Below are 25918 nucleotides of genomic sequence, written 5' to 3' on the forward strand. Positions count from 1 at the left end.
GCCCGCCCGAAGGAGCGTTCGCTGATGTGCCGCCATATCGCCTACCTCGGGCCCGCACTGCCGCTCGGGCAGCTGCTGGCCGAGCCCGCCCACGGTCTGTACCGCCAATCCTGGGCTCCGCGCAGGCAGCGGTACGGAACGGTCAACGCCGACGGTTTCGGCGTCGGCTGGTACGCCGATGGCGACCCGGTGCCGGCCAGATACCGGCGCCCGGGCCCCATCTGGGCCGATCTCTCCTTCGCGGATCTCGCCCGGGTCGTCCGCAGCGGGGCGATACTCGCCGCCGTCCGCGACGCCACCGTCGCGGGCGCGGACGACGAGGCGGCGGCCGCGCCGTTCGCCTCCGGGCCCTGGCTGTTCAGCCACAACGGCGCGGTCAGGGGCTGGCCCGGCACACTGGCCCCGCTCGCGCTGTCACTGCCCGCCACCGAGCTGCTCTCTCTGGAGGCGCGCTGCGACTCCGCGCTGGTGTGGGCGCTGGTGCTGCACCGGCTGCGCGACGGCGACGAGCTGGGCCAGGCGCTGGCCGACACGGTCCGCGAGGTCGCCGAGGCCGCGCCGGACTCCCGGCTCAATCTGCTCCTCACCGACGGCGAGACGATCACCGCGACGGCGTGGGGCGACACCCTCTGGTATCTCGCCGAGCCCGGCCGCCGCACCGTGGTGGCCTCGGAGCCCTATGACGACGATCCGCACTGGCGCGAAGTCCCCGACCACACCCTGCTGGCGGCGACCCGCACCGACGTCCTGCTGACCCCGCTCAAGGAGCCGACTGCGTGAGCCCGTTCCTGCTGACCCGAACCCTGCCCGAGGATGCCACGGACGCCGCTCTGCGCGCGGACGTGCTGCACGGGCTGACCCGTACGCCCAAGGAACTGCCGCCCAAGTGGTTCTACGACGCCCGGGGCAGTGAGCTCTTCGAGGAGATCACCAGGCTCCCCGAGTACTACCCGACCCGCGCCGAGCGGGAGATCCTGATCGCCCGCGCCGCCGAGATCGCCGCGGCGAGCGGTGCGCGCACCCTGGTGGAGCTGGGCTCGGGATCCTCCGAGAAGACCCGGCATCTGCTGGACGCGCTGCCCGGGCTGCACACCTATGTGCCGGTCGATGTGAGCGAGAGCGCCCTGACCGGCGCGGCAAAGGCGCTGCTCGAAGAGCGGCCCTCGCTCAATATCCATGCCCTGATCGCCGATTTCACCCGCGGTCTCGCCCTTCCGGGCACCCCGGGGCCGCGTCTTGTCGCGTTCCTCGGCGGCACGATCGGCAATCTGCTGCCCGACGAGCGCGCGGCGTTCCTGAGGTCCGTGCGTTCGCTGATGAACCCCGGCGACTCGCTGCTGCTGGGGACGGATCTGGTGAAGGACGAAGAGGTCCTGGTGCGGGCGTACGACGACGCGGCCGGGGTGACGGCCGCGTTCAACAAGAACGTTCTCTCGGTCCTCGCCCGGGAGCTGGGCGCGGACGTCGACCCCGACGACTTCGATCATGTGGCGCTCTGGGACCCGGAGGAGGAGTGGATCGAGATGCGGCTGCGGGCACGCTCCGCCCTGACGGTGAAGATCCCCGAGCTGGATCTCGCGGTGCCCTTCGAAGCGGGCGAGGAGATGCGTACGGAGGTGTCGGCGAAGTTCCGTCAGGAGGGCGTCCGCAGTGAACTGGCGGACGCCGAGCTGGAGTTGACGAACTGGTGGACGGACACGGAGGGCAGATTCGCGCTCTGTCTGGCGACGGCCAGCTGAGCGGCACGGGCCAGTGAGCGGCGGTCGGGGAAGCTCGACGCGGGGATGGCCGGCAGCAGCCGGATCTCCGCGGTGAGCCCGCCGGCCGCCGCGACCCGCCACAGCGACGCGCCGAGCGAGTCGTCGCCCACGAACGCGGCGGCGCCGGTGGGCAGATAGCTGATACGTACGGGCTGGACGGCGGCCCCCGCGTCCAGCGCGGCCTGGAAGACGGCGGGCCTGAAGCGGCCCTGGGCCCGGCCGCACCAGGTCGAGCCTTCGGGGAAGGCGATGACGCGCGCTCCGCCGGCCAGCGCGGCCGCCATCTCGCGCACGGTGCCGGGCAGCGTTCGCAGCCTGTCGCGCTCCAGGAAGAGGGTGCCGCCTCGGGCGGCGAGCGGCCCGAGCAGCGGCCAGCGCCGGACCTCACTCTTGGCCAGCATCCGTCCTGGCAGGGCTGCCGCGATCAGCGGTATGTCCAGCCAGGAGATGTGGTTGGCGACGACCAGAGCGGCCCGGGGGCCGAGCGGGCGACCGGTGATCCGTACGCGTACCCCGAAGGCGCGTACCACCGTACGCGCCCAGCGGCGGGTCAGCAGGTCCCGGACCCGGGCGCCGAAGAGGGCTCCGAGCAGCGCGGCCGCCGGTGCGAGGAGCACACCCGCGAGCACCACCAGCGTCCCGGCCAGCAGCCGGGCGAGTGCCCGGAGCTTGCCGGCCGCAGGTCCGTGGTGGGTGGCGCAGCCCGGCGGGGTGCAGGGCGCGCTGGGCAGCCAGACGCTCATCGAACGGGGGCGAGGGAGAGGAAGTGCCGCAGATAGCGGGGGTTGGTGCGGCGCAGCGACAGCAGCACATAGAGGTCCGCGACGCCGAAGTCGGGGTCGTGGGCGGGGGCACCGCAGACCCAGGCGCCGAGCCGCAGATAGCCGCGCAGCAGGGCGGGGAGTTCGGTGCGGCCTTCGGGACGGGTCACGCTGTCGGGGTTCCAGAGCTTGTGGGGGGCGACCCAGTATTCCTCGGGGGCAAGGTTCTTGGCCTTCACGGTGTCCCAGGTGGCGGCCGCGAGGGTGCCGCCGTCGGCGAGCGGGATCGAGCAGCAGCCGGCCAGCCAGTTGTGGCCGGTACGGGTCATGTAGCGGGCGAGCCCGGCCCAGATGAGGGCGATGACGGCGCCGTTGCGGTGCAGCGGGTGTACACAGGAGCGGCCGACCTCGACGAGGTCGTCGCGGATCGGGGCGAGCCTGGCCAGGTCGAACTCGGTCTCGGAGTAGAGGCGGCCGGCCGCCCGGGCGCGCTCCGGCGGCAGCAGCCGGTAGGTGCCGACGACGTCGCCGGTCTCGGCCTCGCGCACCAGCAGGTGGTCGCAGTACGCGTCGAAGGCGTCGATGTCCAGACCCGGCTCGGGCCCTTCGAGACGGGCGCCCATTTCACCGGCGAACACCTGGTGGCGCAGACGCTGCGCGGCGCGTACGTCCTGCTGGTCCCGGGCGAGGGAGACCACATAGCGGGGTGGCTCGCCCTCGGCGAGCGGCGCGGGCGCGGGCGCGGGCAGGGGGACGGAAAGCTGGGCTGGGGCGGGGACGACAGCTGGCGATGCGGGCATGACGCTCTCCTGTGCCGGACGGAAGGGGAAGGACCGCCGGGTGCGGCAGCCCGGCTCCTTACTTCTTCCGTGGTCGGCTGGATTCGACATGACAGCCCGGCGGAGAGTGGATGTGCGAAGGCTTAATGCCGGGGAATGCGGTGCCATGGATACGGCACGGAGGGTAAGGGCGGCTCAGTGCGGCGCCAGCGCCGCGGTGATGCGCTCGGACGCCGTGCGTGCCGCGCGTCCGGGGTCCTGCCCCTGCAGTACGGCCGTCATATAGGGCTTGATCGGGTTGTCGGCCTCGACATCGGCCCACTGCGGCGAGTTGGGCGTCGCCCTGCCCCGCGCGGCGCCCGCGGCCATGGCCGCCGTGCTCTCGTCGCCGCCGATGACGCCGGCGAGGGTGGACTTGTTGGGGACGTAGTGCATCGTACGGGCGAGGTCGGTCTGCCACTTTCTGCCCGCGAGCGCCTTGACCACCTCGATCGCGGCGGCCCGCTCGCGCGCGTGCTTGGGCACGATCAGATCGGAACCGCCGGTGAAGACGGCGCCGGGTGCGGTGGCCGTCTTGCCCGGTACGGGGAAGAAGCCGAGTCTGCCCTTGAGGGCGGGGTTGGTCTTCTCGATGACAGTGGCCGCGCTCGGCACGGCGATCATCTGGGCGACCTTGCCCTTGGCGAAGACCTCGGCCTGCGGCGGTGTCTCCTCGTCGCCGTCCCTCGGCCCGTCGCCGTGCGACTGAAGCTTCTTGTAGAAGGCCATGCCGCGCAGGGCGGCGGAGGTGTCCAACGTGCCCTGCCAGCCGGCCGCCTGCTCGACGGCCAGCTGTCCGCCCTCGTCCCAGATGAACCCGGCGAGGGTGTACCAGTCCTGACCGGAGAGGTAGATGCCCTGGTTGCCGCCGTGGTTGAGCTTCTCGGAGTCTTCGAGCCACTCGGCGCGGGTTCTGGGGGGCCGATTGATCCCGGCGGCGGCGAAGAGGTCCTTGTTGTAGATGACGATGCGGTTGGCCGCGTACCAGGGAATGCCGTACTGCGAGCCGTTGATGCTGCCGGGATCGGCGAGACCGGGCAGCCACTCCTCGTTGCCGAGGTCCCGTACCGATTCGAGGGTGAGGTCGTGCAGGGCGTCGCTCTCGGCGTACTGGGCGACCTGGGTGTTGCCCACCTCGATGACGTCCGGCGCCTTCTTGCTGTTCAGTGCGTCGGTGACCTTCTTGCCGATGCCCGTCCACTCCTGGAAGGTGAACTTCAGCCTTACGGAAGGGTTGTCCTTCTCGTATGCGCTGGTGAAGCGCTTGAGGAAGTCGTCGGAGACGCTGTCCTTCATCAGCCAGATGCTGACGGTGCGCTTCTGCGGTCCGGCGCCCGGGACGATTGCGCAGCCACCGAGCAGGAACGCGGACACGAGCGCGAGCGAGCAACCCAGGGAGCGGTTCTTCACGGAGGTCACCTTCGGCGTGGGAGCACGGGAGCGTGAACCCGACGTGGGGGAAGCGCGCTCCGCGCTCGCACGGGTGTGACTGGAGTTTGGTATGTACCAAAGGGCCGGTCAACCCCTCGAAGGTGCCGCGGACCGAGACCGACGGGCGGACACGTGCCCGGCATCCGCCCATCGGCGCAGGGTCACTGGCCGCCGGGCACCGTGTCCTCGAAGCGCGTCCCGGCCGCCCGGTAGGCGGCCACCTTGGCGATGACCTGCGCGGGCGCCAGCACCTTGTCCTTCACATGCAGGACGTAGTCGACCTTCTGGTGGTACGCACGGGCCGTGGTGCTGCCCTGTCCGGCGAGGTCGATCAGCCACTGGTTGAAGTTGATGGACATGGGCCGCTCGGGAAGGTAGCGGGCGCCATGTCGGGCGAACCGCCGGCCGTCGATGTAGTACGTGATGCGGCTGTTGTCGATGGTGAGGACGAGGTCGTGCCAGCCGGCATAGCTCGCCCGGACCTCGGAGTGCTGGTTGACCGCCTCCCAGGGGTCGGGCCGGTAGGTCTCCCACGAGGTGGTGTAGAGGATGTTGGCCGGCTCGCCCCAACCGCCGTTGGGCAGATACTCGAAGTCGTACTCGGCGTAGTCGTCCGCCATCGGGGCGGTGAGGTCGTTGATGGTGAAGAACGCCTGGACGAGGTGGTCGCCGTCGGGTCCCGAGATGGGCGCGTCGGAGAACTTCACCCGGGCCGCGTAGGTGCCGTTCTTGAACTTCATGGCCTTGGTGAGGACTTCGGCGTGCTTGGTGGACTCGCCGGTGCCTGCTGTGGAGGTCTCGAGGTTCATGACCGAGTTGGTCCCCTCCGCGGCGAAGGTGACGTTCTGCGGGGCCCAGGTCGCGCCGGGCACGCCGGGGCCGCCGGAGTTGGAGCGAATGTTCCAGCCGTGGGCCCCGATCGCCGGGTCGGTGTACGAGGTGTAGTTGAAGTCGTCGAAGAGCGTGGCTCCGACGGCGACCTGCTCCGAGGCGGCAGCGGTGGGCAGCGCGGTCAACGCCGCGCAGCCGAGGCCCATCGCCGCTGCGGCGGCGATGGTGACGCGAATGCGCCGGGGGCTGTGACTCATGAGGTTTCCTCTCCGGACGGTTGGTGCGTGGGGGGCGCCCCTGTGTCCTTTGACCGCTCCGCCGGTCATCCCGGCGGCGGCCCGGGTGCAGCCGTCGGCCTCGGCGGCCTCCTCCAGCTCCACGCGGATGGCGGCCAGGAAACTGCGCAGGGTCACGACGGTGAACCGTAGCGTGATCATGAAGGACAAGGGTGAACATGGTCGGCCGGTCGGGCATGTCGGTGTCACGGGCGATGACGCGCATGTCACCTCGTCAGATAATTGACCAATTGGTCAACTGACCAATGCCGTGGCTAGAAGGTGGCATGGACCAATGTTGCCGTCAAGAGCCTTGAAAACATGGGCTGTTCAAGGAGTCACCGAGGAGGACCCCGCCCTGGGTGCCCTTTACCATCTGACCAGTTGTCGATGGCGCGGAGGAGGGAGGCCGGATCGAGGGAGAGCGCCGGAATCACCCAGGAACTCAAACCGCGCGGTGGGCGCGAGCGACGAGCGCAGGGCAGCCTCAGCCCGGCAGCGACGGCGGCAACGTGCCGGCGTCGAAGGGTGGTTGGAGCAGTTCCGCACCCGCCGGGACCAGGCGCAGCGTGCGCTCCGTCCATGCCGAGACGGCCAGGGCGGGGACCTGCAGCAGTGCGTTCCCTTCGGGTGCGGACAGCAGCAGATAGACGAAGTCGCAGGTACGCGGTGTCCTTCCCGGCCAGATCTTGACATCGCCCTCCCCCGTCGGGTGGAAGAGCCCTTCGATGAGCAGATCGCGGGCGAAGCACCAGTCGACGGGATCGTCGGTGTCGGTGTGGAAGGCGAGATGGACGGCGTACGGATCCTCGGTGCGGTAGACCAGCCGCGCGGCCACAGGAACCGTTCGCCCGGCCTGCAGGACGAACTGGCAGACCACTTCACGCTCGACCGTCCTGTGCCCGCTGCCTCTCGGCCGACGCCCTCGCTGCCGCACCGACCCTCTCCTCACCCCTGAGTGTGCTCTCTGACGGAAAGTGAACGAAAGAGCGCGGGGCGTGGGTAGGGTCCGTGATCCAGCGGTTCGCTTATGCCGCTTAAACACGCTGAAGGGGCGACCGGGCCGGATGACCGAGGGGAATGAGCAACTGAGGCGGGCTGTCACGGAGTCCGGGTACTCCTATGCCCAACTGGCCAGAGAGATGAGGGCGGTGGCCGGGCTCAGCGGGGTGAGGCTGCGTACGAACTCGTCCGCCGTCGCGCACTGGGTCGCGGGCACCCGGCCCCAGCCGAACGCCGCCCGCATTCTGGCCGAGACCCTGTCCCGGAAACTGGGGCGACTGGTCACCGCCGAACAACTCGGTCTGATACCCACGCCGGAGACGGACAGTCAGTTACTCGGACTTGACATGGCACAGGATCCGGTCGATGCCCTCACCCGGCTGGGACGTGCCGACATCGAGCGCCGCGACTGGATCAGCTCGGCCGCCTACTCCGTCCCCGCCGCCGCTCTTCCCGCGGCAGCGGCCACCGTGCCGCGGCCGCGCGACCCCGCGGCAGTCCGGCTCTCGGGCACCGCGGGCGCGGGCGAGATCCAGGCGGTGCGGGAGATGACCACGCTCTTCACCGCCATCGACGAACGGCACGGAGGACAGCACGGCCGCTCCGCCGTCGTGCAGTATCTGGTCTCCGACGTGGCCACCCTGTGCCGTACGCGCTTCCGGACCGAGGCACACAAGCAGCAGATGCTGTCGGCCGCCGCATGCGTGGCGTACCTGGCCGGGTGGAAGGCGTACGACGCGGGCGAGGCGGGGCTCGCCCAGCGCTACTACCTCCAGGCCTTCAAGCTCACCCGGGAAGCCGGCAACGATCTGCACACGGCCTTCATTCTGCGAGTCCTGGCCCACCACGGCATGGAGACGGGGTGCGGCGAGCACACACTGGACCTCATCGACACCGCCCTGCAGCTGGTGACGGGACGCACCGACCCGGCCTCCGAATCGCTGTACGTCGTCACTCGTGCGCGCGCCCTCGCCATGGCGGGGCGAGGCCGGGAGGCCGTCGCCGAAGCCGCCCGCGCTGCCCGGCTGGTGGCCGGTGCCGACCAGCACGAGATGCCGTACTGGGCCGCGCTGTGGGGGCCGGCCGATGCCTGCGTGGGCACCCACACGGCCAAGACCGCTGAACTACTCGGCGACTTCGGCATCGCCGAGCGCCACTTCTCCCAGGCCGTCTGGAACAGCTCGGGCTCCAGACACCAGCGCATCACCGCACTGAGCATCGCGCACGCGGGTTCCATGCAGTGCCGGCAAGGGCATGTGGAGCGGGCCTGCGCCACCTGGGGCGAGGCACTGGAGCACATGGACGGGATGCGTTCCGCTCGCATCACACGGGCAGTGCGGAACATGCGCCGGGACCTGGCGCCCTTCACGCGCCGCAGATCCAGGCCCGCCGTGGAATTCGACGAACGTGCCCGACTGTGGCTGGCAGGAGAACACGCATGACGCAATCGAGCTCGCACGACGTCAAGGACACGGCACCGGCACCGCGGCCCTCGATGGCGCGCGTCGCCGCGGCCGGTTCAGTCGGAACCGTCATCGAGTACTACGACTTCTTCATCTACGGGAGCGCTGCGGCCCTCGTCTTCGGACCGGTCTACTTCCCGAACTTCTCGCCCGCCGCGGGCACCCTGGCCGCGTTCGCCACCTTCGCCACCGGATTCCTCGCCCGCCCGGTGGGTTCCCTGCTCTTCGGACACATCGGCGACCGGCACGGTCGGCGCACGGTCCTGCTCATTTCCGTTCTCACCACCGGACTTGCGACCGTCTCCATCGGCTTGCTGCCCGGTTTCGGAACCCTCGGCATAGCGGCCCCCCTCCTGCTGACGCTGCTGCGTATCGTCCAGGGTCTGGGCCTGGGCGGTGAGTGGAGCGCGGCCGTACTCCTGGCTTCCGAGCACGCACCGCCCGGGCGCCGCGGCCTGTGGGCCGGTTTCCCGCAGACCGGACCCACCGTCGGCTTCGTGCTCGCCAACGGCGTCATGCTTTCCATGACCGCGACGCTGACGAACGAGCAGTTCCGTACGTGGGGCTGGCGTGTCCCCTTCCTCTGTGCGGGCGTGCTGACGCTCGTCGGCTACGTCCTGCGCTCGAAGGTCGACGAGACACCTGCCTTCCTCGACCTCACCGCTCGCCGCACTCTGGTCCGGGCGCCCATGGCCCCGCTGATGCGCCACCACTGGCGGCGCGTGCTGCTGGTGGCCGGTGCCGTCACCGCCGCCTACGCCGTCAACTACGCGGCCACCACCTGGGCCCTGTCCCAGGCCACCGGACGGCTGGGCCTGGACCCGACCGACATGCTGCTGTGCCTGATGGGGGCGATGGCGGTGATGGGGGTTGCCACCCCGCTGGCCGCGGTACTCGGCGACCGGTACGGGCGGCGCAGGCTCAGCCTGCTGGGGTGCGGCGCGATGGCGCTGGGCATCGTGCCGTATCTGGTGATGCTGCAGACCGGGCGCGTGGGGATGATCCTCGCGGGCACCTCGATGATTCTGCTCGCCGTGATCACGATGCTCGGGGTGCAGGGCGCCTACATTCCCGAGCTGTTCGAGCCGCAACTGCGCTGTACCGGGACGGCCTTCGCCTACAACATCGGCGCGGTGCTGGGCGGCGCGCTGACCCCGCTGGTCGCGACCCGGCTCACCACGACAGCCGCCGGACTGCCGTGGCCGGTCGCCTTCTATCTGCTGGCCCTGTGTGCGCTGAGCATCTTCTGCTTCGTGCTGTTGCCCGACACCCGGACCGAACAGGAACCCTTTCCTGCTCGCTGACCGCCGACCTGACCTTGGGACCTTCGCCGGTCCGCAGCCCGTATCCTCTGGGGCCAATGGCTGAGGGGGAGGACCCAGATGGACGATGGCCGGTCTCCTAAAGCGGCGCTCAAGCGGGAGCGGGTCCGCGCGCATCTGTTGGCCCTCGTCGAGGAGCGCCGTCCCGGCGACGCCATACCTTCCGAGCGCACGCTCAGCACCGAACTGGGTGTCTCCCGGCCGACCCTGCGCGCGGCGGTCGACGAACTCGTCGCCACCGGACGGCTCGTACGCGAGCACGGCCGCGGCATGTTCGTCGCCCCGGCCAAGGTCACCCAGGAGCTGGTCGCCGAGAGCCACCCGGCCGCGCCCCAGCCGGCTCCCGGCGCGTGGACGAGCCAGGTTCTCGAGTTCCGTACCGTGACCGCCGGCGCCCGCATCGGCCGTCGGCTGAAGGTCTCGCCCGCCGCCGAGCTGGTGCATGTGGCACGGCTGCGGTTCGTCGACGGCGCGCCCATTGCGCTGGAGTATCTGCACATCCCCGCCGAGCTGGTGCCCTCGCTCACCCCGGAGCAGCTGGAGGCGGGCTTCTACCTGCATCTGCGCGAGGAGCGCAAGGTGGTGATCGCCCAGGCGGTGCAGTCGATCGAACCGACCGTGCTGAGCGAGGACGAGGCCGGGCTGCTCGGTGTGCCGGTCCTCTCCCCCGCTCTGCTGTTCGACCGCGTCACCTGCGACAGCGCCGGCCGGCCCGTGGAGTACGTGCGGTCCCTGTACCGCGGCGACCGGTACCGCATCGTCTCCCGGCTGGCGCTCGGGCCCGCCTCCGACGACCGTCCCGCCCCCGACGCCTCGCGCGCCACGTCCTGGTGGGGCACGGTGGAGTGAACGCACTGAGAGGAGCGCGGCACACATGACGAATCACACCTACCGGGTCACCGAGATCGTCGGCACCTCGCCGGACGGCATCGACCAGGCCATCCGTAACGGCATCAGCCGTGCGAACCAGACCCTCCGGGGACTCGACTGGTTCGAGATGACCGAGGTCCGCGGCCAGATCGTCGATGGGCAGATCCAGCACTGGCAGGTCGGTATCAAGGTCGGCTTCCGCCTCGAGGAGGGCTGACCGACCGACGCGCCGGAGACCGGGACGGCCGATCAGGTGCGGCCCTCCCGCTCCTGCGCGGCCTTCATCGTCTCGGTCGCGGTCGCCCAGGTGGCCCGTACGACCGGGAATCCGGCCCGCGCCGCCTCGTCGCACACCAGCTCGTCGTCGTCCACGAACATCCGGATCTCCCGGTCGCGGCCCAGCCGCCGCAGGATCTCCAGCTTGGTGGCGCGCGCGGGCCTGCGGTCGTCGTTGCGCCGCATGAACACCTTGCCGTCCGGCAGGCCCTGCTCGGCGAGCCACGCCAGGGTGTCCCTGCGGCACCGCTCGGGCCTGCCCGTGAGGTAGACGACCTCGCACCCCTCGGCCGCCTCCAGGCACATCTCGATGCCCTTCGCCAGCGGCGGGTCCTCGGGAGCCGCCGCGAAGAAGGCGTTCCAGTCGCGCGGTCTGCGCTCCAGGAAGTGCTGCCGGTGCCCGGAGTCGGCGAGCGTTCCGTCCAGATCGAATACGGCCAGTGGCCCGGTGTTTCGCGTCACGGCCCCAGCGTAGGGAATCCTCGCGCGGCGCAGACGTTGAATCCTGCGTGAGCGCATTGATCGAGTCGACCCGGATCTCCGTACTGGACCGCTCCCGCATCCGCGAAGGCCAGGACGGTCCGCAGGCACTGCGCGACACGGTACGGCTCGCGCAGGAGCTGGAGGCGCTCGGCTACCACCGCTTCTGGGTCTCGGAGCACCACAGCGTGCCCGGCGTCGCGGGTTCCGCGCCGACCGTCCTCGCGGCCGCCGTCGCCGCCGCGACATCGACGATCCGGGTCGGCACGGGCGGCGTGATGCTGCCCAACCACCAACCGCTCGTCGTGGCCGAGCAGTTCGGGGTCCTCGAGTCGCTCTTCCCCGGCCGGATCGACATGGGGCTCGGCCGCTCGGTGGGCTTCACGGACGGCATACGCACGGCACTCGGCCGGACCAAGAAGGACGCCGAGGACTTCGCCGGGCAGCTGACCGAGCTGCTCGGCTGGTTCGACGGCGAGCAGTCCGCGCATCCGCAGGTACATGCGCGCCCCGCCGAGGGCCTGCGGGTCCCGCCGTATGTCCTCGCCGTCGGCGAGGGTGCGGACATCGCCGCCGGGGCCGGTCTGCCGCTGGTGATCGGCGATATCCGGGGCCGTGACCGGATGCTTGCGGCCATCGACCGCTACCGCGCGGGTTTCCGGCCGTCGGCCTGGTCCGAGGTGCCGTATGTCGTCGTGTCGGGCACGGTCGCGGTGGCAGAGACGCAGGAGGAGGCGCGCCGCCTGCTGATGAGCGAGGCCTGGTCCATGGCGTACTCCCGCACGCACGGGGTGTTCCCGCCGCTCGCCCCGCCGGAGCGCATCGAGGCGCTGTCGATGACGGCCAAGGAGCGCGGGTTCTACGAGTCCGGGCTGCGCGGCCATATCGCGGGCACCGAGGAGCAGGTCACCCACGCGCTGGAGACGGTCGTCAAGGACAGCGGGGCCGACGAGGTGCTGGTCACGACGAGTACCTACAACCGTGGCGCGCTGCTGGAATCCTTCCGCCGGCTGGCGGGGATCGCCTCCCTTGCAGACGCAACCACCGTGCAGAGCCGGAACACCGGCTGACCCGCGCGGACTGGTCATCGAGTCTCGGCGGCGGCGACGAGGGCGGCCGGATCGTCGCCGCGAGCGACCCGGCGGAGGTGGCGCGGGCGGGCGGCAGCCGCACCGCGCCCTGTCTCTCGCGGTCCTTGACCCCAGCGACCTGAGTCCCGGCTAGGCCGCCGTGTCGAAGGTGTAGTAACGCGTGTGGTCCAGCATGTCCGCGGGGGTCACGTCGTTCCAGGGGCGCATCGTGTCGTTGAGGTCCACGACATTGGCCGTGCCTGCGGCCGGGAGGTACGGCGAGCCGGGGTGGCGTGCCTGCCAGTCGGCCCAGAGCTTGTCTATGAAGGCGTGGTGCAGCCAGAACACCGGGTCGTTCGGGGAGACGCCGGTGGCCATCTGACCGCCGACCCAGACGTGCACCCGGTTGTGCAGATTGACGCCGCGCCAGCCCTCCAGGTGGTTGCGGAAGCTGTTCGACGCGCTGTTCCACGGCGGGGCGTCATAGGTGGTCATGGCGAGTACGGAGTCGACCTCGGCCCGGGTCGGCAGCTGCCGTCCGCCGGCGCCCAGGTCCCGGCGCAGAAAGCCGCGTCCGTCCACGCGGACGTTCACCGGCCACCTGCCGGCGGCGAAGGCGAACTGGCCCTCCATCACCTGGCCGTCCCTGCTGCGGCCGGTGCCGCCGAGGAAGTCGGCCGCCCAGAGCGAGGATGCCGCGGTGCGGTCCGCGGTCCAGTCCCAGTACGGGAGCGCCACCGAAGGGTCGACGGCCTGAAGCGCCTGCTCGAACTGGATGAGGAATCGGCGGTGCCAGGGCAGGAACGAGGGCGAACGGTGCCCGACGCGGTCCCCGTTGTCGGTGTCGCTCATGATGAAGGCGTTGTGGGTGGTGACGAAGGTGTCGTACTGCCCATTGCGCTTGAGCGCGAGCAGCGCGTCGACGAAGCTCCGCTTCTCGGTGGCGGTGAGCTGGGCCTGGTTCTTGCGTACGGTCATGGCGGTGCTCCCGGATCAGGCGACGGCGAGGGGGACGAGCTGGGCGCCCTGGAGTTCCAGTACGGCGGCGCGGGCCACTGCGCGGGGCGTGGCGAACGTCTCGTAGTGGTTGACGACGCTGATCCAGGTGCCGTCGGCGTTGCGCATGACGTGCAGTTCCTCGCCGTCTATGCGGACCGTGTAGCCGCCTCCGTGCCCGCCATGTCCGCCATGTCCGCCGTGTCCCTCGTGTCCGCCGTGGCCGCCGCCCGGCGAAGGCGCGCCCTGTATACGACGGCCCTGGTAGACCTCGTCGAAGGACGCAGGATCACCTGCGGTGGGCACAGTCCGCACGGCAGCGGCGGCGGTGCCCGCTACGGCGAGAGCGGCGGCCGCTCCTGCGGCCGCGCCCAGGGCGCGTCGGCGGGTGATTTCTGGCATGGCAAAACCCCCAGGGATTGCAGTGGTTCGGTCGGTCACCGGCGTGGTCAATCGCCGTGACCCGGCCATGCCTACCGGCTGACCCGAGTCCCGCTGAAATCTCCGGGTATTGGTTGGCTACTAAGCGGACATGTCAAGATATGCAGTGCAGAGTTGAACAAAGTTGATCTTGCTGTCCACGCGCCCGCACGCTGCCAGAAGCGTAAATCCTCCGGCGAATGTGGCAGTTGTGTGAATACTTTGTTGCTGGGGGCAGGCAGGCGTGGTCGGCCTCACACCCGAAAGCTGACCGGAACCCCGCCTCAGCGACGTGCCTTCCGGGTGGCCCGCAGCCACTCCTTGTTCATCGCCGCGATCGACGGGAGCGGGATGCCCTTCGGGCAGGCGGTGGCGCATTCGCCCGTCAGCGTGCAGCCGCCGAAGCCCTCCTCGTCCATCGTCGCGACCATGTCGAGCACCCGGCTCTCGCGCTCCGGTGCGCCCTGCGGCAGCACTTTGAGGTGGTTGATCTTCGCCGAGGTGAACAGCATCGCCGAGCCGTTGGGGCAGGCCGCGACGCAGGCGCCGCAGCCGATGCATTCCGCGTGCTCGAAGGCGAAGTCGGCGTCCGGCTTCGGGACGGGCGTCGCGTGCGCCTCGGGGGCGGCGCCGGTCGGGGCGGTGATGTAGCCACCCGCCTGAATGATCCGGTCGAAGGCGGACCGGTCCACGACGAGGTCCTTGACCACTGGGAACGCGGCGGCCCGCCACGGCTCCACGTCGATGGTGTCGCCGTCCTGGAAGGAGCGCATATGGAGCTGGCAGGTGGTGGTGCGCTCTGGGCCGTGCGCGTCGCCGTTGATGACCAGGCTGCACGCGCCGCAGATCCCTTCACGGCAGTCGTGGTCGAAGGCGACCGGGTCCTCACCGCGCAGGATGAGCTCCTCGTTGAGGGTGTCGAGCATCTCCAGGAAGGACATGTCGCGGGAGATTCCGTCCACCTCGTAGGTGGACATGGCACCGTCGGCGTCGGCGTTCTTCTGCCGCCAGACGCGCAGGTTGAGCTTCATGCGTAGCTCCGCTGAGTGGGGTGGACGTACTCGAAGACGAGGTCTTCCTTGTGCAGGACGGGAGCCGACTGCGTACCCGCGAACTCCCAGGCGGCGGCGTACGAGAACTCCTCGTCCCGGCGCGCGGCCTCGCCGTCCGGGGTCTGGGACTCCTCGCGGAAGTGGCCGCCGCAGGACTCGGACCGGTGCAGCGCGTCGAGGCACATCAGCTCGGCGAGCTCCAGATAGTCGACGATGCGGTTCGCCTTCTCCAGCGACTGGTTGAACTCCTCACCGGTGCCCGGCACCTTGATGCGGCGCCAGAACTCCTCGCGAAGCTGCGGGATGCGGCCGAGCGCCTTGCGCAGGCCCTCGTCCGTGCGCGCCATGCCGCAGAACTCCCACATGAGCTCGCCGAGTTCACGGTGGAAGGAGTCGGGGGTGCGGTCGCCGTCGACTGCGAGCAACAGGTTCAGCCGGTCCTCGGTCTCGGCGAGCACTTCCGCCACCGCCGGGTGCGAGGCATCGACGCTCTCGCCCATCGGGTTTCGCGCCAGGTAGTCGTTGATCGTGGACGGCAGCACGAAGTACCCGTCCGCCAGGCCCTGCATCAGCGCCGAGGCACCCAGCCGGTTCGCGCCGTGGTCCGAGAAGTTGGCCTCGCCGATGGCGAAGAGGCCCGGGACGGTGGTCTGCAGGTCGTAGTCGACCCAGAGTCCGCCCATCGTGTAGTGCACGGCGGGATAGATCCGCATGGGCACCTCGTACGGATTCTCCGCGGTGATCCGCTCGTACATCTCGAAGAGGTTGCCGTACTTCTCCTCGACCTTCGCCCGGCCCATCCGGGAGATCGCGTCGGCGAAGTCCAGGTACACACCCTGCCCGCCGGGGCCCACGCCGCGGCCCTCGTCACAGACGTTCTTCGCGGCGCGCGAGGCGATGTCGCGCGGGACGAGATTGCCGAAGGAGGGATAGATCCGCTCCAGGTAGTAGTCGCGCTCGTCCTCGGGGATCTCGCTCGGCGGCCGCGCGTCCCCGCGCGCCTTCGGCACCCAGATGCGTCCGTCGTTGCGCAGCGACTCGCTCATCAGGGTCAGCTTGGGCTGATGGTCTCCGGTGCGCGGGATGCAGGTGGGGTGGATCTGGGTGAAGCAGGGGTTGGCGAAGTAGGCGCCGCGCCGGTGGGCGCGCCAGATGGCGGTGGCATTGCTGTTCATGGCGTTCGTCGACAGATAGAAGACATTGCCGTAGCCGCCCGTGGCCAGGACCACGGCGTCGGCGAAGTACGTGGAGATCTCCCCGCTGATCAGATCGCGGGCGACGATGCCGCGGGCCCGCCCGTCAACGACGATCAGATCGAGCATCTCGGTGCGGGCGTGCAGGGTCACCGTGCCCGCGGCGATCTGACGGGAAAGCGCCTGGTAGGCACCGAGCAGCAGTTGCTGTCCCGTCTGGCCGCGGGCGTAGAAGGTCCGTGACACCTGGACGCCGCCGAAGGAACGGGTGTCGAGCAGTCCGCCGTACTCGCGGGCGAACGGAACGCCCTGGGCCACGCACTGGTCGATGATCTCAACCGAGATCTGGGCGAGCCGGTGGACGTTGGACTCACGGGCGCGGAAGTCGCCGCCCTTGACGGTGTCGTAGAACAGCCGGTGGATCGAGTCGCCGTCGTTGCGGTAGTTCTTCGCGGCGTTGATCCCGCCCTGGGCGGCAATGGAGTGCGCCCGGCGCGGCGAGTCCTGGTAGCAGAACTGCTCGACGTGGTAGCCCTGTTCGGCCAGTGTCGCGCCCGCCGCGCCGCCCGCGAGTCCCGTGCCGACGACGATGACGGTGTGCTTGCGGCGGTTGGCCGGGTTGACCAGCTTGGCCTCGAAGCGCCGGCGGTCCCAGCGCTCGGCGATGGGCCCGTCGGGGGCCGTCGTATCGGCGATCGGCGCGCCGGTCTCGTAGTGCTGGTAGCTCATGTCAGCTCACCACTTTGGTCATGACGGCGACGGGTACGGAGATGAAGCCCGCGGTCAGTACGAACGCGAGGGCGTTGGCGACGGTCTTGAGCACACGGTCGCGGGTGGCGTTGCCGACGCCGAGGGTCTGGGCGGCGCTCCAGAAGCCGTGCCGGATGTGCAGTCCGACGGCGAGCATCGCGACGATGTAGATGACATTGCCGTACCAGGTGGAGAAGGTCGCCACGACGTTCTCGTACGGATGGCCGGGTTGGGCGTTCTCGTTGACCGTCAGCGTCGTCAGGTCGAGCAGATGCCAGACGATGAACAGCGCCACGATGACACCGCCCCAGCGCATGGTGCGGGTGGCGTAGCTCGCGCGGCGCCGCTTGTGTACGTACCGGGTGGGCCTGGCCCGCAGGTCCCGCCTGCTCAGCTGGTACGCCGAGACGGCGTGCGCCACGACGGCGGCGAGCAGCACCACGCGGACGATCCACAGGCCCCACTCGTAGTGCAGGACCGGCTCACCCATGGTGCGCAGCCAGTGGCCGTAGCCGTTGAACTCTTCCGGTCCGAAGAAGACCTTGAGGTTGCCCATCACATGCGCGAGCAGATAGCCGAGCATGATCAGGCCGCTCACTGCCATGACCGTCTTCTTGCCGACCGTCGATCCCCAGAAGGTGCGCGTGGGGGACGGTTTTCCGTCCGCGGACCGATCCGAGGACCGGTCCGACGATTTTCGATCCGTCCGCGTTGCCAGAGCCATGCCAGGAACGCTAGGGCCAGGGACCTCCAGAGGTCCAAGACATGATCTGGTTCATATCCATAGGCATGACCTATCGTGGTTCCCATGCAGTTCCAGCAGCTTCTCTACTTCGTGGCGGTCGCCGAGACCCGGCACTTCACCCATGCCGCCGAGCGCGTCCATGTCTCCCAGCCCTCGCTCTCCCAGCAGATCCGGGCGCTGGAGAAGGAGCTCGGAGCCGACCTCTTCAGCCGCGCCCGCGGCAATATCGCCCTGACCGACGCGGGCGAGGCGCTCCTCCCGCTGGCCCGCCGGATCCTCGCCGACGCCGATACCGCACGGCACGAGGTGCAGGAGCTGGTACAGCTGCGCCGCGGCCGGGTCAGGCTCGGCGCGACACCGAGCCTGTGCACCGGTCTACTCCCCGACGTGCTGCGCGCCTTCCACCGGCTGCACCCCGGAATCCAGCTGCTGATCGAGGAGGGCGGATCACACGATCTCGTACGGGAGTTGGCCCGGGGCGCCCTCGATCTGGCCCTGATCGTGCTGCCGCTGCCACCCGCTTCGCCCGCGCTGACCACCGTCGAACTGCTGCGGGAGGATCTGGTGGTGGTGTCCTCGGCCGCGGCGAAGGCCCCCAGGGGGCCGGTGCGGATCGCCGATCTGCGCGACGAGCCACTGGTGATGTTCCGGCACGGCTACGACCTGCGCGAGCTGACGGTCGCCGCGTGCCGGGCCGAGGGCTTCGAGCCGAGCTTCACCGTGGAGGGCGGCGAGATGGACGCGGTGCTCGGCTTCGTACGGGCGGGGCTCGGCGTCGCGGTGGTGCCACGGATGGTCGCGGACCGGGCGGGGCGCGATCTGCGGACGACCGCGCTGGCCCAGCCGGGCCTGCGGCGCACGATCGCGCTCGCGCACCGCAGCGATGTGGCTCCGCCGCGGGCGGCGCGTGAGCTCCAGCAGGTGCTGCTCGCCTCACGGACGGCGGTGCCGTAGTACGGGTTGCGCGGCCTTCGGCCGCGCTGTCCTCGATCTCCCCCGGACTTCGTCCGGGGGAACCCTCAGACGGGCTGAAAATTCAGCCCGTCCGGCGATTGGGGAGCAGGTCCGGGGTGGCGCCCCGGGCCCGGGACAGCTACACCGCGTCCGCCAGGGACAGGGCGTGCAGTTTGTCCGGCGGGCCCGGGCGGGCGTAGTACCAGCCCTGGGCCGTGTCGCAGCCCAGCTCCCGCAGCTGTTCCGCCTGGGCGCCCGTCTCCACCCCCTCGACCGTCACGGCCAGTTGGAGGCTGTGCGCGAGTGAGACGATTCCTTCGACGATCTTCAGATCGACGGGGTCGGCCGGATGCCGCTGCATGCCCTGGGTGAAGGAGCGGTCCAGCTTGAGGACGCTCACCGGCAGCCGGCGCAGATTGGCGAGGTTCGAGTAGCCCGTGCCGAAGTCGTCGAGCGCGATGTCCACGCCCATCTCGGCGAGTTGGCGCAGCGGCTTGAGCAGATCCTCGTCGGCGCCGATCAGCGCGGACTCGGTCACCTCGAGGCAGAGCGCACCCGGTGCGAGGCCGGAGCGCTCAAGCACGTCGACCGTCTCGGCCACCAGCCCAGGGTGGTGCAGCTGGGTGGGCGAGAGGTTGACATTGATCCGCAGGGGACCGCCGTCGGAGTGGCGTTCCTGCCAGTATCTCGCCTGGCGTACGGCCTCCTGGAGCACCCAGCGACCCAGTGGCACGATCAGTCCGGTGTGCTCGGCAAGCGGAATGAACTGATCCGGCCCGAGCACGCCATGCTGCGGATGGCACCAGCGCACCAGCGCCTCGGCCCCGTGCACGCTTCCGTCACCCAGATGCACCAGCGGCTGGTACTCGATGAAGAACTCACCGCGCTCCAGCGCCGCCGGGAGCGCGGTGGTCAGGCCGTGCCGGGTGATAGCGCGGGCGTCCGCCTCCGGGTCTGCCAGCTCGAAGCGGTTGCCGCCCGCGGACTTGGCCCGGTACATCGTGATGTCGGCGCTGCGCAGCACCTCGGCGGTGGTGCGCTCACCCGCCGGGCCCTCCACGATGCCGATGCTCCCGCGGACCGTGAACTCGCGGCCGTCGACGCTGATGGGCGAGGCGAGCGCGGCGAGGATTCGGGTCGCGAGATCGTCGACCTCGCGCTGGGTCTCGGGCCCGGTGGTCAGCGCGACGAACTCGTCGCCGCCGATGCGCGCCACCATCTCGCCCGGCGCGGTGGCGCAGCTCTGCAGCCGGTCCGCCACCTCCACCAGCAGCCGGTCCCCCGTCGCATGGCCCAGGCTGTCGTTGATCGCCTTGAAGCCGTCGAGGTCGAGATAGCAGAGCCCGAAGCGTGAGCCCTCGCCGCCGGAGAGTGCCTTCTCCAGCCGCTCGAAGAACAGCGTCCGGTTGGGCAGCCCGGTCAGGGCGTCGTGCGTGGCCTCGTAGCGCAGCCGCAGATTGAGCAGCCGACGCTCCGTGGTGTCCTCCATCAGCGCCAGCTGGTACTGCGGCCGGCCTTCGGCGTCCCGCAGCAGAGAGACCGTCAGATTGGTCCAGAGCACGGTGCCGTCATTGCGGAAGAACGGCTTCTCGACCCGGAAGTGCTCGCGCTCCCCGCGCACCAGCTCACGGTAGAGCTGCCAGACATGGGGCCGGTCCTCGGGATGGGACCACTCGGTCACCTTCCGGCCACGCACATGGTGCTCAAGGCCGCCGAACATCCGCGTCAGGGTCTCGTTGACCTCCAGCACATTGCCTTCGAGGTCGGCGATGCCGATGCCGATCGCGGCCCCCTCGAACACCGCACGGAAGCGGGCCTCGGTGGCGTGCAGCGCCTGCACCGCGTCGCTGCGGGCCAGCAGCGAGGAGCGGGCGATGGCCTCCTGCTCGGCCAGCGTGCGCTCGCGCAGCCCCTGCGCGAAGCCAGCGGCCAGCGCGTGCTGCAGCCGGGCACAGCGAGCCCGGCTCTCCTCGGCCGTCGGCTCGGGATCACCGCTGCCGCAGTACAGCACCAGATACGCGTCGATGACGCCCAGCGTGCGGCTGAGCGCTTCCGCGTCGGTGCAGTGGGCCTGGACGAGGGCGGTTCCGACGCGATGAGCCGCCTGCGGCTCGAAGGGACGCGCATGCAGCGCCGCGCTCAGCGTCCGGGCCATCGGCAGCAGATGCTCTTCGAGCTCGGGCCTGGTCAGCGAGGTGGCCGTCACCGGAAAGATCGCCCGGCTCCAGATCGTCGCGAATCTGCGGAGTCTGTCCTCCAGGCCATCCGGGTCCGCCGCGGTACCCGGCGCCTGCGACGACGCCTTCACGCCTTGCGCCCCACCCCGGCGAAGCCCGAGAAGGCATATGGGTCCTCCTGCTCGGCGGGAGTGCCGGGCCGCCAGTGCGGCATGGGCACCAGACCGGGCTCGATCATCTCGTACCCCTCGAAGAACCGCGCGATCTCCTCGCGCGAGCGCATGATCAGCGGGTTGCGTATGTTCCGGTAGACGCCGACGGCGCCGCCCGCCTGCTCCTCCGACACCGGGACTCCTTCGTACGAGGCGTGGGTGACGACGAGGAGGCTGCCGGGGGCCAGCGCGTCCCGCAGCTCCGCTACGGCGGCCTGCGGGTCGTCCTCGTGCTCGACGAAGTGGAGCACAGCGACGAGGAGTAGCGCCACCGGCCGCTCCAGATCCAGCAGTCCGGTCACTTCGGGGCTGTCGAGTATCTGCCGGGGCTTGCGCAGATCGGCGGAGACGACGGCCGTCTGCTCATTGCCCTCCAGTACCGACCGGCTGTGCGCGACGGCGACCGGGTCGTGGTCGACGTAGACGATACGGGAGTCGGCGCTGGCCCCGAGAGCCACTTCATGGACATTGCCGAAGGTCGGAATGCCGGATCCGATGTCGAGGAACTGGGTGACGCCCTCGCTCACCGCATAATTCACGGCCCGACGCATGAAGGCGCGGTTCGCCTGCATGATCTTGGGGAGGCCCGGCATGAACTCCATCGCCTTGCGCGCCGCTTCCCGGTCCACTTCGAAATTGTGCGAGCCGCCCAGGTAGTAGTCGTAAATGCGGGACACGCTCGGCACCGATATGTCAATGCCCTGCGGGGCCCAGGCGGGACGCTCCATCGATGTCTCCAACAAGTCGCCACGGGGGAGTTCGGCCATGTCCATGGCCAGTGTTCGAGCCGAGGCTACTGATCGCCCGCCAAGAGAGCGAGCCCAAACGGAAATTAGCGGTCCGTTCTTGGTCACACGCCGGCACTCGCCAGAGGCACATAACAACCGGCCCGCCATCACGCAGGGGGCGTGAGACGGGCCGGCCGGGCCGGAGGCGCAGCGTGGGGACTACTTGGGCGCTCCGACCAGCTTGCCCTGGGGAGAAACGGCGTACCAAGTGCCGCCAACGCCCTGGCCGTTGGTGTCACCAGGCTTGGCGTCGCCCGCGAAGGTGTAGATCGGCCAGCAGTCGATGGACTGCTGCTTGATTCCGTCGGGACGGTTGAAGGTGACGAAGCCCTTCTTGATGATTCCCTCGGTGTCGTTCTTCTCGACGGGGGCGACAACCGGCCACTTCTTGAGGCAATCGCCGACGCAGGCCGACTTCATGGGCCAGGCGGAGTCTTTCTTGAACCGGTAGACGGTCATGCCGTTCTTGTCGACGATGATCTCGCCGAGCTTGGGGTCCTTGCGGACCGAGAGTCCCGCGAGGTCCGCCTGCTCGCCACCGGCCTCCTCGCCACCGTCGCCGTAGTCGGAGCCCGAGCCGGAGCCCGCCCCTTCACCGCCGGCCGCCTTCTTGCCGTCGGGGGCGGCGGCATACCAAGTGCCGCCCACACCCTGGCCCTTGGCGTCGCCCGGCTTGGCGTCCTGCGCGTAGCGGTACATCGGCCAGCCACCGATGGTGAGCTGCTTGGTGCCGTCGGCCCGGGTCACCTCGCCGATCAGCGATGCGTCGGTGCCGGGCGCTGCCGAGGCGCCGCCCGCTGCCACGACGGGCCACTTCTTCGCGCACTCGCCTTCGCAATTCGACTTCGGCGGGCTGGCGGTGTCCTTGTCGAAGCGGTAGAGAGTGAAGCCGGCGCTGTCGGTGACGACCTTTCCGAGTTCCTTGCTGTCCCAGACGGCCAGCTGTCCGGCCGGCTTCGCGGCCACACCCTGGGCGCTGGCCGCCCCGGCGCCCGTTCCGTAGCCGGAGCCATAACCGCTGTCCGCCGGGTTGGCCGCGCCGACCGCCTGACCATTGGGGGTCTCGTTGCCCTTCTCCTGACCGCACGCCGTCGTCAGCGCGAGTACGGCCGCCGCAGTCACCGCGAGCGAGGCGTTACGCCAGGTGTTCATTTCCACTCCCGTTGTCATCGAGCCTGTTGCGACGCCTGGGTGCGCCGTTCATGGCCCTAGGTACGGACACGGAGGCGCGATGTGTTCAACGCGCTCGAAAAATTCTTCTGAGTCGCGAACGCGAACCATCGAAATCCCGCTGTCACCAGGGGAATTCACCCCAAGACGGAATGGCTGGATCTCATCCGCCCCACTGGCTCCGCCAGTCACTCGCGGCGCGGTGGGCGACGCACTCGGAGGGCGGTGAGCGAGGCGCCCGCGGCGCCGTGCGCGGCACACTCGGAGGGCGGTGAGCGAGGCGCCCGCGGCGCCGTGCGCGGCACACTCGGAGCGCGATGAGCGACGCGCCCCGCGGCGCCGTGGGCCAGGTTGTGGGACGCCGGTCCGCACCAGCAGCCACCCGTTCGGCCGAGGGCCCGCGGCCCCCGTGGCAGGGCCGAATAACCCGGAGGCCCCGAGGCCCCAGCTCGCCCCGTCCCCTTCTCATCCTGCGGCGGACATGACGTCGTGACGCGCCCCGCAGTCCGCCGCACGGGGGACACCTATACCCCATTCGCCGGACAGGGATCGCGGGCCATAACCGACTCTCTTAGCGTTTCGATCATCGAGGTGCATTCCCCGCCATTTGTGGAAATCGGTTCCGCAGCTGCCCCTCGGAGACCCGGAGGATTGACCATGCGCGCGATACGTGTCGCATCCGCCGCTCTGCTGGGAGTGGCCTCACTCGCCCTGACCGCCCCCACCGCGACGGCCGCCGACGACAAAGGGACCTCGCCCATCTTCACCATCACCCCGTCGACCGTCTCGCCGGGCGGGCGCGTCACCCTGTCCGCCAGCGGGTGCAACACCACGGCTACAGCCGCCTCCGGGGTGTTCGACACCGTCAGCATCAGCCCCGGCAGCTCCGCCGGCGCAACGGTCGATCTCGACGCCAGGCCTGGCGCCCAGTACTCGGTCCAGTTCAACTGCCCCGGGCAGGGGACGGGGTCGTTCAATCTCACCATCACCGGTGGCAGGTCCACCCCCACCACCCGCTCCACCGTCACGCCCCAGGGCGTCAGGGGTGGGCTCGGCGGCAGTGTCGGGAGCATGAACCCCGCGGAGATCGCCGGCGGCTCCGCGCTGGTGGTGGCCGCGGCCACCGCCACCTTCTTCGTCATTCGCAGGCGCTCGCACAGCCGCCAGCACTGACCACGCCCCCGCACAGACGCCGCGAACGCCCGTAGCCCCGAGTCCTGACCCGGACTCGGGGCTACGGGCGGTTCCGGCCGACCGGGAGGTTCGGCCGGTCAGGCCTTTCCGCTGACCGAACGGCGACGGCGTGCGACAAACAGCGTGCCGCCGACGGCCGCCGTGACGACCAGGCCCGCTCCGATCGCCATCTCGGTGGAGCTGGGTCCCACCGAGCCGCCGAGGCCGCCGAGCGCGCCACGGCCCGCGAGCACGGTGAACTGAGCGGTCGCCACCCGCTGGTTGTTGTTGCCCCGACCGTCGCCACCCTGGTTGTTGTTTCCCCGACCGTCGCCGCCCAGGTTGTTGTTGCCCCGACCGTCGCCGCCCAGGTTGTTGTTGCCCCGACCGTCGCCACCCTGGTTGTTGTTGCCCCGACCGTCGCCACCCTGGTTGTTGTTCCCTCGACCGTCGCCACCCTGGTTGTTGTCGCCTCGACCGTCACCGCCCAGGTTGTTGTCGCCCAGGTCGTTGTCGCCGCGGCCGTCGCCACCCTGGTTGTTGTCGCCCCGGGCGTCCTCACCCTGGCTGCCGTTCCCCCGGCCATCGCCACCCTGGTTGCCGTTCTGGTTGTTGCTGCACCTGACCGCCAGGTTGTACTGACCCGGCGCAGCATCGTCGTGGATCCGCGCGATGGCGGTCGAGATGCCATTGCGGTTTGAGGAGAGATTGGTCGTGGGGAAGGCGTTGGACGTGACCGTGCCACCGCGGTTGCAGCCCCGGACGGTGATCGTCAAGGTGCTGCCCTGGTGGACGGCTTGCGGACTGACGGTGACGCTGGTCGGGCCGATGTCCTGACGGTCGCCGCCCGCGGCGGCCAGCGGGGCAGAGAGCCCGACGGCCGCGCAGGCGGCCGCGGCCGCTGCGAGAGCGCGTGAAGCACGCATCGTAGAACCTCCTGAGGAAGACGCCCCAAAGCGGCGCTCCGGGAGATTCGACGAGTACGTCTTCCATGACGAACCCTCACTGGACCCAACATTCCGCGCATTTCGGCGCTGGTCCACCCCGGTGAGGCGACACGCCGGACGATCTGACGGAGTCGCAGGTCACAGACCGTCAGAAGTTTTATCCGCTGATTACTCGAATGGGGCAGCACCGCTCGCGCCCGCCACCCGTTCGCCCTTCCCTCCTCGCCGCACCCGCGAGGCTCACTTAGCGTGCCAACAGGTGCCGGACGAATAGGGAGAATCATGGGCGAGTACTACAGCGGCTCGAAGTCGAGGAAACGCTCGCCCTGGGGCGTACTGGCCCTTGCCATGCTCAGCGGCATGGCGCTGATGCGCAACGGTGCCGATGTCACCCTGGGCCCGCCCCAGCCGGCTGCGGCTGCCGCACTGAGCCGCGGTGAGACGTTCACTCCCCTCGTCCCCCCGCTGTCCCTGCCCTACGCTCCGGCCGAACGCGTGCGGATTCCCGCGATCAGGGTCGACGCCCCGGTCATGAACGTCGGGCTGGACCACGACGGCTGGATCGCGGCCCCGCCGCCCCAGGACCCCAATATCGCCGGCTGGTACCAGAACGGCATCGCCCCCGGCCAGCGCGGCACCGCGGTCCTCGTCGGCCATGTCGACAACCTGTCCGGTCCTGCCGTCTTCTACGGCCTCGGCTCCATCGAGAAGGGGGAGCACATCGAGGTGAGCCGCTTCGACGGCAAGACCGCGATCTTCGAGGTCTACGGTGTCGAGGTGTTCTCCAAGCAGGACTTCCCCGGCGCCCGCGTCTACGGCGACACCGGCTTCGCCGAACTGCGTGTGATCACCTGCGGCGGCGGTTACACGAAGTCCAACGGCTACTCGGGCAACGTCGTCGTCTTCGCCCGGATGGTCAAGACCGCCTGATTCAGGGCCTGTTGAACAGCCGAAGAGCAGGCCTCCAGAGCAGCGCCGCAGC

The 25918-nt window shown here is 69.8% G+C and carries 25 protein-coding genes; 10 read left to right on the top strand and 15 right to left on the bottom strand.

Annotation, left to right across the window (positions count from 1 at the left end; genetic code table 11):
- The first annotated feature begins 24 nt into the window (after positions 1 to 24).
- Complete coding sequence (gene egtC, locus OG729_RS04455; protein WP_405804421.1) at positions 25 to 780, top strand: ergothioneine biosynthesis protein EgtC; 756 nt, start codon at positions 25 to 27, stop codon at positions 778 to 780.
- Positions 777 to 1739 (top strand): L-histidine N(alpha)-methyltransferase, encoded by a 963-nt coding sequence (egtD, locus tag OG729_RS04460; protein WP_360865575.1) that lies wholly within the window; start codon positions 777 to 779, stop codon positions 1737 to 1739. The genes egtC and egtD overlap by 4 nt, the downstream gene beginning before the upstream one ends.
- Here egtD and OG729_RS04465 read toward each other — a convergent pair.
- The 5 genes from OG729_RS04465 to OG729_RS04485 all read right to left on the bottom strand — a co-directional run bounded on the left by OG729_RS04465 (position 1634) and on the right by OG729_RS04485 (position 6813).
- Positions 1634 to 2503 (bottom strand): lysophospholipid acyltransferase family protein, encoded by an 870-nt coding sequence (locus OG729_RS04465; RefSeq protein WP_360865578.1) that lies wholly within the window; start codon positions 2501 to 2503, stop codon positions 1634 to 1636. The genes egtD and OG729_RS04465 overlap by 106 nt on opposite strands.
- Positions 2500 to 3321 (bottom strand): GNAT family N-acetyltransferase, encoded by an 822-nt coding sequence (locus tag OG729_RS04470; RefSeq protein WP_405804424.1) that lies wholly within the window; start codon positions 3319 to 3321, stop codon positions 2500 to 2502. The genes OG729_RS04465 and OG729_RS04470 overlap by 4 nt, the downstream gene beginning before the upstream one ends.
- Before the next feature lie 174 nt (positions 3322 to 3495).
- Positions 3496 to 4749 carry an extracellular solute-binding protein gene (locus OG729_RS04475; protein WP_405804425.1) on the bottom strand — a complete coding sequence of 418 codons (1254 nt, stop codon included), beginning with the start codon at positions 4747 to 4749 and terminating at the stop codon, positions 3496 to 3498.
- Between the two features lie 182 nt (positions 4750 to 4931).
- Positions 4932 to 6038 (bottom strand): hypothetical protein, encoded by a 1107-nt coding sequence (locus tag OG729_RS04480; RefSeq protein WP_405804427.1) that lies wholly within the window; start codon positions 6036 to 6038, stop codon positions 4932 to 4934.
- Positions 6039 to 6363: 325 nt separating this feature from the next.
- A complete protein-coding gene (locus tag OG729_RS04485) occupies positions 6364 to 6813 on the bottom strand; it encodes an SsgA family sporulation/cell division regulator (protein WP_360865586.1) in 450 nt (149 codons plus the stop codon).
- Between the two features lie 130 nt (positions 6814 to 6943).
- Between OG729_RS04485 and OG729_RS04490 the strand changes: the two genes are divergently transcribed.
- From OG729_RS04490 to OG729_RS04505, 4 genes are all read left to right on the top strand, one after another.
- Positions 6944 to 8320, top strand: a complete 1377-nt coding sequence (locus OG729_RS04490) for a hypothetical protein (RefSeq protein WP_405804429.1) — start codon at positions 6944 to 6946, stop codon at positions 8318 to 8320.
- Positions 8321 to 8373: 53 nt separating this feature from the next.
- Positions 8374 to 9645 carry an MFS transporter gene (locus tag OG729_RS04495; protein WP_405811043.1) on the top strand — a complete coding sequence of 424 codons (1272 nt, stop codon included), beginning with the start codon at positions 8374 to 8376 and terminating at the stop codon, positions 9643 to 9645.
- A 78-nt stretch (positions 9646 to 9723) separates the two neighbouring features.
- Positions 9724 to 10512 (top strand): GntR family transcriptional regulator, encoded by a 789-nt coding sequence (locus tag OG729_RS04500; RefSeq protein ID WP_405804431.1) that lies wholly within the window; start codon positions 9724 to 9726, stop codon positions 10510 to 10512.
- A 25-nt stretch (positions 10513 to 10537) separates the two neighbouring features.
- The gene (locus OG729_RS04505; protein WP_360865594.1) at positions 10538 to 10750 is read left to right on the top strand and encodes a dodecin; all 213 of its coding nucleotides are present in this window, start codon (positions 10538 to 10540) and stop codon (positions 10748 to 10750) included.
- 32 nt (positions 10751 to 10782) lie between these two features.
- On the opposite strand, the gene OG729_RS04510 is transcribed toward OG729_RS04505, so the two are convergent.
- The gene (locus OG729_RS04510; protein WP_405804433.1) at positions 10783 to 11271 is read right to left on the bottom strand and encodes a hypothetical protein; all 489 of its coding nucleotides are present in this window, start codon (positions 11269 to 11271) and stop codon (positions 10783 to 10785) included.
- Between the two features lie 47 nt (positions 11272 to 11318).
- Here OG729_RS04510 and OG729_RS04515 point away from each other — a divergent pair, with 47 nt between their 5' ends.
- Positions 11319 to 12359, top strand: a complete 1041-nt coding sequence (locus OG729_RS04515) for an LLM class flavin-dependent oxidoreductase (protein WP_405804435.1) — start codon at positions 11319 to 11321, stop codon at positions 12357 to 12359.
- A gap of 150 nt (positions 12360 to 12509) precedes the next feature.
- Here the strand turns inward: OG729_RS04515 and OG729_RS04520 are convergent, their stop codons facing one another.
- The 5 genes from OG729_RS04520 to OG729_RS04540 all read right to left on the bottom strand — a co-directional run bounded on the left by OG729_RS04520 (position 12510) and on the right by OG729_RS04540 (position 17494).
- Entirely contained in the window at positions 12510 to 13337 is an 828-nt protein-coding gene (locus OG729_RS04520) for a tyrosinase MelC2 (RefSeq protein ID WP_360865603.1), read from the bottom strand.
- Between the two features lie 15 nt (positions 13338 to 13352).
- Positions 13353 to 13757 (bottom strand): tyrosinase cofactor, encoded by a 405-nt coding sequence (locus OG729_RS04525; protein WP_405804437.1) that lies wholly within the window; start codon positions 13755 to 13757, stop codon positions 13353 to 13355.
- A 302-nt stretch (positions 13758 to 14059) separates the two neighbouring features.
- Entirely contained in the window at positions 14060 to 14806 is a 747-nt protein-coding gene (locus OG729_RS04530) for a succinate dehydrogenase/fumarate reductase iron-sulfur subunit (protein ID WP_405804438.1), read from the bottom strand.
- Positions 14803 to 16749: a fumarate reductase/succinate dehydrogenase flavoprotein subunit gene (locus OG729_RS04535; RefSeq protein WP_405804439.1), complete on the bottom strand. Its 1947-nt coding sequence runs from the start codon at positions 16747 to 16749 to the stop codon at positions 14803 to 14805. Before OG729_RS04535 ends, OG729_RS04530 begins: the two co-directional genes overlap by 4 nt.
- A gap of 1 nt (position 16750) precedes the next feature.
- Positions 16751 to 17494: a succinate dehydrogenase cytochrome b subunit gene (locus OG729_RS04540; RefSeq protein WP_405804441.1), complete on the bottom strand. Its 744-nt coding sequence runs from the start codon at positions 17492 to 17494 to the stop codon at positions 16751 to 16753.
- 84 nt (positions 17495 to 17578) lie between these two features.
- On the opposite strand from OG729_RS04540, the gene OG729_RS04545 reads away from it, so the two are divergent.
- Entirely contained in the window at positions 17579 to 18469 is an 891-nt protein-coding gene (locus tag OG729_RS04545) for a LysR family transcriptional regulator (RefSeq protein ID WP_405804443.1), read from the top strand.
- A gap of 139 nt (positions 18470 to 18608) precedes the next feature.
- On the opposite strand, the gene OG729_RS04550 is transcribed toward OG729_RS04545, so the two are convergent.
- The 3 genes from OG729_RS04550 to OG729_RS04560 form a co-directional block, all read right to left on the bottom strand.
- A complete protein-coding gene (locus OG729_RS04550; RefSeq protein WP_360865619.1) occupies positions 18609 to 20777 on the bottom strand; it encodes an EAL domain-containing protein in 2169 nt (722 codons plus the stop codon).
- Positions 20774 to 21586, bottom strand: a complete 813-nt coding sequence (locus OG729_RS04555) for an SAM-dependent methyltransferase (protein ID WP_405804445.1) — start codon at positions 21584 to 21586, stop codon at positions 20774 to 20776. Before OG729_RS04555 ends, OG729_RS04550 begins: the two co-directional genes overlap by 4 nt.
- A gap of 219 nt (positions 21587 to 21805) precedes the next feature.
- Entirely contained in the window at positions 21806 to 22798 is a 993-nt protein-coding gene (locus OG729_RS04560; protein WP_360865622.1) for an SCO0930 family lipoprotein, read from the bottom strand.
- 675 nt (positions 22799 to 23473) lie between these two features.
- On the opposite strand from OG729_RS04560, the gene OG729_RS04565 reads away from it, so the two are divergent.
- A complete protein-coding gene (locus OG729_RS04565; protein ID WP_405804447.1) occupies positions 23474 to 23989 on the top strand; it encodes a hypothetical protein in 516 nt (171 codons plus the stop codon).
- 98 nt (positions 23990 to 24087) lie between these two features.
- Here OG729_RS04565 and OG729_RS04570 read toward each other — a convergent pair whose 3' ends face one another.
- Positions 24088 to 24915, bottom strand: coding sequence for a hypothetical protein (locus OG729_RS04570; RefSeq protein WP_405804449.1), 828 nt, complete (start codon positions 24913 to 24915; stop codon positions 24088 to 24090).
- 303 nt (positions 24916 to 25218) lie between these two features.
- On the opposite strand from OG729_RS04570, the gene OG729_RS04575 reads away from it, so the two are divergent.
- A complete protein-coding gene (locus OG729_RS04575) occupies positions 25219 to 25866 on the top strand; it encodes a class F sortase (protein WP_360865630.1) in 648 nt (215 codons plus the stop codon).
- Positions 25867 to 25918: the final 52 nt, after the last annotated feature.

Source organism: Streptomyces sp. NBC_00210 (genome assembly GCF_045160975.1).
Classification (GTDB): Bacteria; Actinomycetota; Actinomycetes; order Streptomycetales; family Streptomycetaceae; genus Streptomyces.